The sequence below is a fragment of the Streptomyces sp. URMC 129 genome (genome assembly GCF_051386415.1).
Classification (GTDB): domain Bacteria; phylum Actinomycetota; class Actinomycetes; order Streptomycetales; family Streptomycetaceae; genus Streptomyces.
The window spans coordinates 17,565-29,963 of record NZ_JBPQTQ010000014.1; the positions used below are offsets into that span (position 1 = coordinate 17,565).

8 protein-coding genes are annotated in these 12,399 nt (G+C 72.5%); 5 read left to right on the plus strand and 3 right to left on the minus strand.

Features of this window, described 5'->3' with window-relative positions:
- Positions 1 to 20: 20 nt before the first annotated feature.
- The 3 genes from ACSNOC_RS04910 to ACSNOC_RS04920 form a co-directional block, all read right to left on the minus strand.
- Complete coding sequence (locus ACSNOC_RS04910) at positions 21 to 2,495, minus strand: SpoIIE family protein phosphatase (protein ID WP_436745984.1); 2,475 nt, start codon at positions 2,493 to 2,495, stop codon at positions 21 to 23.
- Positions 2,496 to 2,580: 85 nt separating this feature from the next.
- Positions 2,581 to 2,784: an SPOR domain-containing protein gene (locus tag ACSNOC_RS04915; protein ID WP_436745985.1), complete on the minus strand. Its 204-nt coding sequence runs from the start codon at positions 2,782 to 2,784 to the stop codon at positions 2,581 to 2,583.
- A gap of 61 nt (positions 2,785 to 2,845) precedes the next feature.
- The gene (locus ACSNOC_RS04920) at positions 2,846 to 4,159 is read right to left on the minus strand and encodes a hypothetical protein (RefSeq protein WP_436745986.1); all 1,314 of its coding nucleotides are present in this window, start codon (positions 4,157 to 4,159) and stop codon (positions 2,846 to 2,848) included.
- Between the two features lie 252 nt (positions 4,160 to 4,411).
- Between ACSNOC_RS04920 and ACSNOC_RS04925 the strand changes: the two genes are divergently transcribed.
- From ACSNOC_RS04925 to ACSNOC_RS04945, 5 genes are all read left to right on the plus strand, one after another.
- Positions 4,412 to 6,409 (plus strand): ABC transporter family substrate-binding protein, encoded by a 1,998-nt coding sequence (locus tag ACSNOC_RS04925; RefSeq protein WP_436745987.1) that lies wholly within the window; start codon positions 4,412 to 4,414, stop codon positions 6,407 to 6,409.
- A 174-nt stretch (positions 6,410 to 6,583) separates the two neighbouring features.
- Positions 6,584 to 8,452, plus strand: coding sequence for a translational GTPase TypA (gene typA, locus ACSNOC_RS04930; RefSeq protein ID WP_436745988.1), 1,869 nt, complete (start codon positions 6,584 to 6,586; stop codon positions 8,450 to 8,452).
- A gap of 333 nt (positions 8,453 to 8,785) precedes the next feature.
- Positions 8,786 to 10,399: a peptide ABC transporter substrate-binding protein gene (locus ACSNOC_RS04935; protein WP_436745989.1), complete on the plus strand. Its 1,614-nt coding sequence runs from the start codon at positions 8,786 to 8,788 to the stop codon at positions 10,397 to 10,399.
- 98 nt (positions 10,400 to 10,497) lie between these two features.
- Positions 10,498 to 11,427 (plus strand): ABC transporter permease, encoded by a 930-nt coding sequence (locus tag ACSNOC_RS04940; protein WP_436746016.1) that lies wholly within the window; start codon positions 10,498 to 10,500, stop codon positions 11,425 to 11,427.
- Positions 11,420 to 12,379 carry an ABC transporter permease gene (locus ACSNOC_RS04945; RefSeq protein WP_436745990.1) on the plus strand — a complete coding sequence of 320 codons (960 nt, stop codon included), beginning with the start codon at positions 11,420 to 11,422 and terminating at the stop codon, positions 12,377 to 12,379. The genes ACSNOC_RS04940 and ACSNOC_RS04945 overlap by 8 nt, the downstream gene beginning before the upstream one ends.
- The last annotated feature ends 20 nt before the right edge of the window (positions 12,380 to 12,399 follow it).

Genomic DNA, 12,399 nt, shown 5'->3' on the forward strand with positions numbered 1-12,399 from the left:
CGGGGGCACGGCCGGCGGCCTCAGCCCGGGCCGCCGGGAACGTCCAGCTCGAACCAGACCGTCTTGCCCACCGGCCTGCGCCGCGTGCCCCAGCTCCGGGACTCCCGCGCCACCAGCGGCAGGCCCCGCCCGCCCTCGTCGTCGGGGCCGGGCACCCGTTCGCGTGGCGGGTCGGGGATCGGGTCGGTCACCTCGATCAGCAGCGAGCACCCGAGCGCCATCCGCACCTCGACCGGGCCGTGGGCGTGCCGCACCGCGTTGGTCACCAGCTCGCTGACCAGCAGCCGGGCCGTCTCGGTGAGGGCGTTCAGGCCCCAGTCGCGCAGCGTCCCGGTGACGGCCTGGCGGGCGCGGCGGACCATGGCGCGCTCGGCCGGGAAGATCCAGGACGCGACCCGCTCCCCGGGCACCCGGCCCAGGCGGGCGGCGAGCAGCGCGATGTCGTCGGAGGTGCCCTCGCCCGCGCGGGGGCGCAGCCCGGCGATGACGTCGTCGCACACCTTCTCCAGCGGCGTGGCCGGCCCGGTGGTGCGCGCCAGCAGCGCGCACAGCCGGTCGATGCCGTCGGTCAGGTCCTCCTCGCGGTTCTCGATCAGCCCGTCGGTGTACAGCACGAGGAGCGAGCCCTCGGGGATCTCGATGCGCCGCTCCTCGAAAGAGATGCCCTCCATGCCCAGGGGCGTGCCGGGGGCCAGTTCGAGCGGGGTGGCCGTCCAGCGGCCGGTCACCGGGTCGGGCCCGGCCAGCACCGGCGGGAGGTGCCCGGCCGTGGCCAGCGCGCAGATGCCGGTGGCCGGGTCGTAGGCCGCGTAGACGCAGGTGGCCAGCAGCGGGTCGTCGGGGTGCTGGGCGATGTCCGCGCCGAGGTCGTTGAGCCTGCCCAGCACTTCGGCGGGGGCCAGTTCGAGGCCGGCGAGGGTGCGCGCGGCGGTGCGGAGCCGGCCCATGACCGTGGCGGCCCGCAGCCCGTGCCCGGTGGCGTCGCCCACCACGAACGCGACCCGGCCGCCCGCCAGCGGGATGACGTCGAACCAGTCGCCGCCGATCTCCGTCCCGGTGGCGCTCGGCAGGTACCGGTGGCTGACGTCGACCCCGGCGACGTCGGGCAGCCACTGCGGGAGCAGGCTGCGCTGGAGCATCAGCGCGCCCTCCCGCTCCCGGACGTAGAGGCGCGCGTTGTCCAGCGAGATGGCGGCGCGGTTGGCCAGCTCCATGGCCAGGGCGAGGTCGTCGCGGTCGAACGCGATCCGTTGCCCGGAGCGGCTGACGGCCAGCAGCCCGAGCACCGTGCCCCGGGCGCGCAGCGGCACGGTCAGCAGGCAGTGGATGCCCAGCTCGCGGGCGGCGGCGACCCGCGGGTCGCCGGGGCCGACGCCGGCCGCCAGCTCCTGCGGGGTCGCGGCCAGGTGCGGAACGCCCGTGGTGAGCACGGTCTCGAAGACGGTCCCCGGCTGCGCGCCCAGGTCCCGGCCGGGCTCGAAGATCGCGTCGACGGCCGGGCCCTCCTCCTTCGCCGCGGTGCCGAGCTGGACCAGGGCGACGTCGCCGAGCTCCCCGATGGGCGGCGGCTCCTCGCCGCGGACGACGGACTTCAGGATCTCGACGCTGGCGAAGTCGCCGAACCGGGGGACCAGGGAGTCGCACAGGGTCTGCGCGATCGGCCGGACCTCCAGCAGATCGCCGAGAGCGGTGCCCACGTCGTCCAGCAGCGCCAGCCGCTGCCGGGCGCGCTCGGTGCGGGCCATGGCCTCGCGGCGTTCGGTGATGTCCAGCACGACGCAGCTCACGCCGATGGGCTGCCCGGAACGGTCGGTCAGCGGCCCGAGGGACACGGACTGGGCGCCCCGGCCGTCCGGCGACGAGGTCACCAGGTCGGTCACCGAATGCCCCGAGCGCAGCACCTCCCGCTGGAGCCGGTGGATCTCCTGCGCCATCGGCGGCGGCAGCACCTCCAGGACGGTGCGGCCCAGGACGGACTCGGCGGGCATGCCGTGCAGCCGGGAGAGGGCGTCGTTGACCCGCGTGTAGCGCTGCTCGGCGTCGAAGAGCGCGACGCCGAGCGGCGAGGCCGTGAACAGGGCGTCCACGGCGGCGAGGTCCTGCTCCACGGCGGCCATCCGGCTGGTTTCCACCAGATTGGCCAGAATGAACCGGCTGTCCGCGGCCCCCGTGAGGTGGGTGGCGCGGCACGCCAGCTCGACCGGGTGCCCGTCGCGGTGGCGCAGCGACAGAGTGCCGCGCCAGTGCCGTTCCCCGGGGGCCGGTTCGAAGGCACAGGCGCGGCCGTCGGGAGTGAAGTCGGTCAGGGGGCGACCCACCGCGTGGTCGTCCGGCCAGCCGAGGATCTCCTCGGCCATCGGGCTCCACACGACGATGTCGCCGTCCACGGTCAGCAGAATGGTGCCGACGCGCAGCACGTCGAGAAGGGAACGCCGGGCAGGGCGGCGGTCGGGGACCTCCTCCTCGCCTCGCGGCCCGGTAGGTTCTGTGCGCAAGCTCCACGCCCCCGTCGAGTGTCCTCACCGGCCTGTGTCCGGCGAAGCAGGGCTGAATGTCCCTTATACCCGATGGTGGCCGGTCTTACGGGTGAGCGCGACTGCCCAGGTCGACGCGCTCCACGAGATAGGTCGGCCCGCCGTCGGCGGGATCCGCCGTGTCGCTCAGACGCAGGCGCTGGATGAGGCGCTGTGCCTCGGCGCGCGTGGCGCAATGTCCTATGCGGTAACGGCTGCCGTTCGCGTCCTCGCGGACCACCTGCCAGGGCTGCAGGGTGCTGCTGTTCATTCATCACCCCCCTTCTGCATATGCCAGACCATACGCCAGCGCCTCACCCACCGCACAGGGATCAAGCCACCGAACCGGCGTCCCGCAGCGCCGCCGCGCACGCCTCCCGGGCCAGCGTGTCCGCCCGCCACGCGAACGGCAGCGCCGCCGCCGCGTCGTGCGGCGCGGCGCCCAGGGCGCGGTCGCGCTGGTGCTCCGCCTCGGCCAGCTCCCCGCGGGCCGCGCTGCCCACCGCGCCGCGGTGGGTCGTCACATAGTCGCGCGCCGCGGCGAGCGTGCTGTCGGCGGTCAGCACGGCCTGATCCAGCAGCACGCGGATCCGCCGGTTCCGCGCCTCCCGGTCCCGGCCCGGGGCCAGCGCCTGGGCCAGCGGCGTGCCCGTGTCGGCGAGCCGGCGCAGCGCCGCGAACGGGTCGCTCTCCCGCCGGGCCCGGGCCAGCCCCTCCCGCGCGCGGGCCACGGAGTCCCGCAGGGCGGGCACCGCCGGGGCCTCGGCGAGGTCGTGCTCGGTCGCCCGTACGGCCTCGGCCAGCGCGGTCTCGGCCGCCGCCAGCTCCCGCCCCCGGCGGAGCACGCCGTCCGCCAGCGTCTCCGCCTGGGCGATGGCGTGCTCGGCCGCCAGGACCGCGTCGGCGGCGGACCGCTCGTCGCCGTGGGCCAGCGCCCGTTCCGCCCGGCCGAGCGCGTCCTCGGCGGCGGCCAGCCGCTCCCCGGCCTCGGCGGGGTGGTCGCGCACCGGCGCCAGCGCCGACTCCGGATACCGCCCGGCCAGCTCCCGGCACCGGGCCCGCGCCGCGCCGATCCGCTCCGGCAGGGCTCCCGCGCGGCGGCGGGCGTGCTCCAGCGCCTCGGCCGCCCGGCCGGGCAGGCCCCGGGCCCGCGCGAACGAGCCCTCGACCGACTCCAGACGGGCCCGGGCGCGGGTACAGCGGCCGATGATCTCGTGCAGCCGCCGGCGCCGCTCGGTCTCGTTGCGGCGGAGCGCCGGGTCGTCCAGCCGGTGGCGGAGCCGGAGCGTCTTCCCGGCCTCCGCCCCGGCGTCCGCGACCACGGCGCGGAAGGGGCGCGTGGCCTCCTCGCCCGCCTGCCCGGCGGCGAAGTCCAGCTCCTCGCGCCGCGCGAGCACCGCGTCGTCCAGCCGGATCAGCAGGCCGCGGGCCTCGGCGTCGAGCTGCTCCACGGGCGGTTCGGCGGCCTGGGCCCTGGCCTCGGACGGCGGGGCGGTGGGCCGCCCCCGCCAGCGGAGCGGCACGTTCCGGTAACTGCCGGGCGGCGCCGGCCTGCGGGCGCGGTACAGCACCACCAGGACGGTGGCCACGAGCAGCGCGATCGGCAGCAGGAGGGCGACGGCGTCCGGTTCGCGGGCCGTGTTCATGAGTCCGCCCTTCGCAGGAGGGAGAACGGTCCTTGTTCCGACGGTAGGCCGGTCGGCGGACCCCCGCGACCCGCGGGGCGAGCGTCGCGACGGAGCCGCCGGGCCGGGGCGGTGGCGGCGGTGACCGCCGGACGGGTGGCCTCGGGGGTGCCGGCCGTCGTGTCGTCGCCGTCCCGTCCGGGGGCTCCCCTTCAGTGGGCGCATACGTGTGATCAGCGCACCGGTGGAGCCGGAGGTAACAGCATGTCAGGGGTGCCAGCGAGACCAGGCCCGGTCCGGGCGGTCCGTTACGCGGTGACGCTCCTCGCCGGGGCCCTGCTCGTCCCGCTCCTCGCCGGCTGCACCGGCCAGGACGAGCACGACGCCGCCGTCGCCGGCGCGGCGCAGTCGGTCACCACGGCCCGGCGCGCGCAGCTGAAGAGCGGCGGCTCCGTCACCTGGGGCATCGACCACCTCCCCACCACGCTGAACGCCTTCCAGAGCGGCGCCGACCGGGTCACCGACCAGGTCGTCGGCGCGGTCCTGCCGATGCTCTTCACCATCGACGGCCAGGGCCGCCCCCAGCTCAACACCGACTATCTGCGCTCGGCCGAGATCACCGAGCGGGAGCCCCGGCAGACCGTCGTCTACACCCTCCACCCCGAGGCCCGGTGGAGCGACGGCGAGCCGATCGGCGCCGCCGACTTCGTCGCCCAGTGGAAGGCCCTGGGCGGCAAGGACACCGCCTTCCGGTCCGCCCGCGACGCCGGGTACGACCGCATCGAGAAGGTGGCCGAGGGCCCCGGGCGGCACCAGGTGAAGGTGACCTTCGCCAAGCCCTACGCCGACTGGAAGTCCCTGTTCACCCCGCTCTACCCGCGCTCCGTCACCGGCGACGCCGAGGTCTTCAACGAGGGCATCCGCGACGGACTCCCGGCGGCCGGGGGCCCGTTCGAGCTCAAGGAGATCGACGCCGAGGAGTCGACGGTCACCCTCGTGCGCAACGACAAGTGGTGGGGCGACCCCGCCCTCCTCGACCGGCTCGTCTTCGCCGCCGTGCCGCGCGACCAGCGGCGCGCCGCGCTCATCGACGGCAAGCTCGACGTCGCGGAGCTGAGCCCGGCCGACGCGGACCGCGTCACGGCGGCGGGCGGCACCGGGGACGGCGACGGCGACGGTGACGCCGACGGGGACAGAAAGGGGGAGCCGGGCCGCCGCCACGCCGGCACCGTCGACGCGCTGCACGACCTGGCCGCCGCCCGCCTCGCGGACACCGGGGACGAGGCAGCCGCACGGGAACGGTTCGCGCGCTCCTTCGCCGAGTCGGAACGGGCGCGCGAGCGGGCCTTCGCCACCCGCGAGGAGGCCGCCAGGGAGCGGCTGCGCGGCTTCACCGTGCACCGCGCCTACGACGCCACGTACACCCACCTCGCCCTGAACGGGTCCTCGCCCGCGCTCAGCGACGAACGCGTCCGCTGGGCCATCGCCCGCGCCCTCGACCGCGAGGCGCTCGCCGCCGAGGTGCACGAGCCGGCCGGCCTGCCCGCCCGGCCACTCGGCAACCACCTGCGCGTCCTGGGCCAGAGCGGCTACCGCGACAACAGCGACGCGCTCGGGGAGACCGGCGCCGACGCCGCCCGGGCCGTGCTGGAGGAGGCGGGCTGGCGCCAGGCCGGGGCCGGGGCCGAGCCGGACGCGGACGACGGCCGGGCCGGGGAAGGAGCGGCGGCGGTCCCGGTGCGGGCCAAGGACGGCAAGCCGCTGGAGCTGCGCTTCGTACTCCCGTCGGGCGCCGAGGGCGCCCCCCTGCGGCAGGTGGGGCGGAGCATCACGCGGATGCTGGCGGAGATCGGGGTGGCGGCCGAGACCACGGAGGTCGACCCCGCGGACTACTTCACCCGGCACATCGCCGAGGGCGCCTTCGACCTGGCCCTCTTCGCCTGGCCCGCGACGGCCTACCCGGCGACGGACGCGGGGCCGCTGTTCGCCAAGCCGCGGTCCGTCCCGGGCGGCGAGACGCTGATCGCGCAGAACTACACCCGGGTCGGCACCGACTACATCGACCAACTCCTCGCCCAGGCCGCCGGCGAGCTGGACGAGAAGGAGCACGACCGGCTGCTGAACAAGGCCGACGCCCGCCTGTGGGCCGCCGCCGGATCCATCCCGCTCTTCCAGCGCCCGCACCTGGTCGCCACCCCCACCGACCTGGCCGGCGTCGGCGCGTTCGGCATGCAGACCCCCCGCTACCAGGACATCGGCTACCGCCGCTGACCCGGCGGCTCTCCGCGGGGCACGGAACGCCGTCACCGGGCGCCCGGGGCTCGGCCCGACCGGTGCGGGCGCCGCACCGTACGATGGCTGTGAGGCCGGTGTCGCGGCCTGTCCCGCGGACAGGCGCTCTCTGCCGAGCCGTCTCAGTCACGATCTCGGGAGAACCCCCCAGCCATGCCTACGCGCCATGACATCCGTAACGTCGCCATCGTCGCCCACGTCGACCACGGGAAGACCACCCTGGTCGACGCCATGCTCCGGCAGGCGGGAGCCTTCGCCGCGCACCAGCAGGTCGACGACCGGGTCATGGACTCCAACGACCTGGAACGCGAGAAGGGCATCACCATCCTCGCGAAGAACACCGCCGTCCGGTACCACCCCAAGGGCGGCGGCAGCCCGGTCGTCATCAACATCATCGACACCCCGGGCCACGCCGACTTCGGCGGCGAGGTGGAGCGCGGCCTGTCCATGGTGGACGCGGTCGTCCTGCTCGTCGACGCCTCCGAGGGACCGCTGCCGCAGACCCGTTTCGTGCTGCGCAAGGCCCTCCAGGCCCGGCTGCCGGTCATCCTCTGCGTCAACAAGACCGACCGCTCCGACGCCCGCATCTCCGCGGTGCTCAACGAGACCTACGACCTCTTCCTCGACCTCGACGCGGACGAGGAGCAGATCGAGTTCCCCATCGTCTACGCCTCCGCCCGGGCCGGGATCGCCTCGCTGACCCAGCCGGCCGACGGCACCATCCCGGCCGACAGCGACAGCCTGGAGCCGTTCTTCTCCACCATCCTGGAGACGGTCCCCGCGCCGGTCTACGAGGAGGACGCACCGCTCCAGGCGCACGTCACCAACCTCGACGCCGACAACTTCCTCGGCCGCATCGCGCTCTGCCGCATCCGGCAGGGCAACCTCCGCAAGGGGCAGACCGTCGCCTGGCTGCGGCGGGACGGCAGCGCGCAGAACGTCCGCATCACCGAGCTGCTGATGACCGACGCGCTCACCCGCAAGCCCGCCGAGGAGGCCGGGCCCGGGGACATCTGCGCGGTGGCCGGCATTCCGGAGATCATGATCGGCGAGACCCTGGCCGACCCGGAGAACCCGGTGCCGCTGCCGCTGATCACCGTGGACGAGCCGGCCATCTCGATGACCATCGGCACCAACACCTCGCCCCTGGTGGGCCGCGGCGGCAAGGGCCACAAGGTGACCGCCCGGCTGGTGAAGGACCGTCTGGACCGCGAGCTGATCGGCAACGTGTCGCTGCGCGTGCTGCCCACCGAGCGTCCCGACGCCTGGGAGGTGCAGGGCCGCGGCGAGCTGGCGCTGGCGATCCTGGTGGAGACGATGCGCCGCGAGGGCTTCGAACTGACCGTCGGCAAGCCGGAGGTGGTGACCCGGGTGGTCGACGGGTCGGTCCACGAGCCGGTCGAGCGGATGACGATCGACGCGCCCGAGGAGCACCTGGGCGCGATCACCCAGCTCATGGCCACCCGCAAGGGCCGCATGGAGACGATGACGAACCACGGCTCGGGCTGGGTGCGCATGGAGTTCCTGGTGCCCTCGCGCGGACTGATCGGCTTCCGGACCGAGTTCCTGACCGAGACGCGCGGCACCGGCATCGCGCACAGCATCTACGAGAAGCACGAGCCGTGGGCCGGTGAGCTGCGCACGCGCAAGAGCGGCTCCCTGGTCGCCGACCGGCCCGGCACGGCGACGCCATACGCGATGCTCAACCTCCAGGAGCGCGGCACGATCTTCGTGGAGCCCGGCACCGAGGTCTACGAGGGCATGATCGTCGGGGAGAACTCCCGCTCCGACGACATGGACGTGAACATCACGAAGGAGAAGAAGCTCACCAACATGCGGGCCGCGGCGGCGGACACCACGGAGAACCTCATCCCGCCGCGCAAGCTTTCGCTCGAGCAATCTCTGGAGTTCTGCCGCGAGGACGAGTGTGTGGAGGTCACCCCCTCCGAAGTGCGGATCCGCAAGGTGGTCCTGGACCAGCGGGAGCGCGCGCGGGCCACGGCGCGGGCCAAGAGGAACTGATTCCGCCCGGTTCGTCCGGGGATGGGGACGCGGGGTCCATGTCAAGTCTGTTTCGGGCCGGAGACCGGATCAACTGTCCGGTATCCGGACCGTGACGCTTGCTCCGACTCGCAACAGTCCGGATACCGGAGAGTGTTCACTCGTACTTTGTCCGCTTATGGGGGTTCGACTCTCCTCATCTTCATCAAAATGAAATCGGGGATCGGTGGTTCACCGAAGATTCATGCCCAATAGTTGTGGGCATTGCGAACCGGGCGCGTGTTGACGCGGGTAGATGTCTTCGCGTTCCGGGGTTCCCGGTGCATTGAGAGCGGACTCCAAGGAGGCAACCACATGCGTGGTGCGCGCAGCGCCAAATGGGTCGCTACTGCGATAGTCGTGGCCCTGGCCGCGACGGCCTGCGGTGGCGGTGATGACAGTGCGGGCGAGGCGAACCCCGACGGCATCGTCCGGGTCGACGGCGGCGAGCCGCAGAACCCGCTGATCCCCACCAACACCAACGAGCAGTTCGGCGCGCTGGTGATCCAGAACGTCTTCTCCAAGCTCCTCGACTTCGACGACCAGGGCCAGATCTACATGGTCGCCGCCGAGTCGGTCGAGCCGAGCGAGGACAACGGCACCTGGACCGTCACCCTCCGGGAGGGCTGGACCTTCCACGACGGCACCCCGGTCACCGCGCAGAGCTACGTGGACGCCTGGAACTGGGCCGCCAACATCAACAACAACCAGAACAACAGCTTCTGGTTCTCCGACATCGTCGGCTACGAGGACGTCCACCCGGCCGAGGAGGGCGCCGAGCCCACCGCCGACACGATGTCCGGTCTGCAGGTCGTGGACGACCTCACCTTCACGATCGAGCTGACCACCCCCGTGTCGTACTACGACTACAAGCTCGGCTACGACGCCTTCACCCCGCTGCCCGAGAGCTTCTTCGAGGACCCCGAGGCGTTCGGCGAACACCCGATCGGCCAGGGCCCGTACGAGTTCACCGCGTGGAACCACGGCGAGTCCATCGAGCTGACCCGCTACGAGGACTACGCCGGCGAGCCCGCCAAGAACGGCGGCATCCACATCGAGTCGTACGACTCGCTGGAGGCCGCCTACACCGACCTGCAGTCGGGCAACATCGACATCATCCGCCAGGTCGCCCCGCGCGACCTGCCGCTGTACCGCCAGGACCTCGGCGAGGACCGCTCCGTCGCCCAGCCCTACAACGGCATCCAGACCATCGTCCCGGTCTGGTACGAGTGGGAGGGCACCGACCCCAAGGTCCTCCAGGGCGTCTCGATGGCGATCGACCGGGAGACCATCACCCGCACCGTGCTGGACGGTTCCCGCACGCCGGCCGACAGCTTCGTGCCGCCGGGCGTCTACGGGTACCAGGAGGGCGCCGCGGGCGGCCTCACCGACTTCAACCCGGAGGAGGCCCGCCGCCTCGTCGAAGAGGGCGGCGGCATCCCGGGCGACAAGATCACCATCCAGTACAACAGCGACGGCGGCCACCAGGAGTGGGTCGAGGCCGTCTGCAACAGCATCATCGAGACGCTGGACGTCGAGTGCGTCGGTGACGCCAAGGTCGACTTCGACACCGACCTGGAGGCCCGCGAGGCCAACGAGGTGCAGAGCATGTACCGCGGCGGCTGGTTCGCGGACTACCCGCTCAACGTCAACTTCCTCAAGGAGCTTTACCACTCCGAGGCGCAGAGCAACTACGGTCGTTTCGACAACCCGGAGGTCGACGAGCTCTTCGCCCAGGGCGACGCGGCGGCCACGCTGGAGGAGACCGCCCAGGCCTACGCGGAGGCGGAGCAGGTCCTCTGGCAGGAGATGCCGGCCATCCCGCTGTGGTTCAACAACATCAACGGCGGCTGGGGCGAGAACGTCGAGAACGTCCGCTTCAACAGCGCCGGTCAGCCGGTGCTGACCGAGGTGACGGTCGTCGAGTAGGACCCGGCCGGGTGCCGGCACCAGCAGTGAAGGGGGGCCGGCGGGCCGTTCCGCGAACCGGAGCGCCCGCCGGCCCCGCCGAATGACATGGAGGAATGATGGGGCGATATGTCGTGCGGCGACTGCTCCAGATGATCCCGGTGTTCGTCGGCTCGACGTTCATCATCTTCATGATGATGTACGCCCTGCCCGGCGACCCGGTGCGGGCCCTGTGGGGCGAACGCGCCCCCGACGAGGCCCAGATGGAGGCCCTGCGCGCGGATCTCGGCCTCGACGAGCCGATCCTGCGGCAGTACTGGAACTACCTGACGGGCCTGCTCCAGGGCGACTTCGGCACCCAGATCGCCAGCAGACGCGAGGTGATCGACGTGATCTCCGACGCGCTGCCCGCGACGATACGGCTGACCCTGCTCGCCTTCGTCATCACCGCCGTGCTGGGCATCGCGATGGGCCTGCTGGCCGGCCTCCGGGCCGGGGGCAAGACCGACGCGGCCATCCTCTTCTTCACGCTGCTGCTCATCTCCGTGCCGGTCTTCGTCATCGGCTACCTGTACCAGACCTACTTCGGCGTCAAGTGGGAGCTGATCAGTCCCACCGTCCAGGACTCCGAGGCATGGGACGAACTGCTGCTGCCCGCACTGGCGCTGGCGTCGCTCTCCCTGGCGTACGTCGCCCGCCTGACCCGCACCTCCATCGTGGAGAACCGGCGCGCCGACTACATGCGCACGGCACGGGCCAAGGGTCTGAGCAGGGCCCGCGCGGTCCGCGTGCACCTGCTGCGCAACTCGCTGATCCCCGTGGTGACCTTCCTCGGCGTGGACATCGGCAACCTGATGGCCGGCGCCATCGTCACCGAGGGCATCTTCAACATCCACGGGATCGGACAGGCGATCTTCCAGGCGCTCAACTCCCGCGAGGGCGCCACCGTCGTGGGCATCGTGAGCTTCATCATCCTCGTCTATCTCGTTGTCGCCCTGCTCGTCGACCTGCTCTACGCGGTCCTGGACCCGAGGATTCGCTATGCCTGAGGCTCCCGAGCCCCTGAAGAAGGAAGCGATACCGACGGCGGCGGCCCCCGCGACGGCGGCGGCCGTGGAGGCCGGGCCGGCGCCCGGCAAGCCGCGCAGCCTCTGGTCGGACGCCTGGCACGACCTGCGCCGCCGGCCGATGTTCCTGATCTCGGCCGTGATCATCGCGGTGCTGCTGGTGATGGCCGCGTTCCCCGGCTGGTTCACCTCGGTCAGCCCCCGCGAGGCCGACCTGACGGCCAACTACCTGAGGGAGCCGCAGCTCACCCACTTCTTCTCGCCGGAGTGGCTGGGCTACAACCAGCAGGGCCAGAGCATCTGGGCCCGGATGGTCTACGGCACCCGCGCCTCGATCATCATCGGTGTCGCGGTGACCGCGATCGTCCTGGTGCTGGGCGGCCTGGTCGGCATGCTCGCCGGGTACTTCGGCGGCTGGATCGACGCCGTGCTCTCCCGCGTCGTGGACATCTTCCTGGGCATCCCGTTCCTGCTGGGCACCATGGTCGTCCTGGTCTCGTTCGACACCCGGACCGAGTGGACCGTGATCATGGCCCTGGCGTTCCTCGGCTGGACCACCATCGCCCGCGTGATGCGCGGCTCGGTGATCGCCATCAAGCAGGCCGACTACGTGGCCGCCGCCCGCTCGCTGGGCGCCGGCACCTGGCGCATCCTGCTGCGGCACATCCTGCCGAACGCCCTGGCGCCGGTGATCGTCGTCGCCATGGTGGCCCTCGGCGGGTACATCACGGCCGAGGCGGTGCTGTCGTTCCTGGGCATCGGCCTGACCGAGCCGGCGATCTCGTGGGGCGGCGACATCAACCGTGGACAGGAGCGCATCCGGGTCGCGGAGCACATCCTGCTCTACCCGTCGCTGCTGCTGAGCATCACCATCCTGTCCTTCCTGATGCTGGGTGACGCCGTGCGTGACGCCCTCGACCCCAAGCTGCGCTGAGGGAGGCGTGACGATCGTGT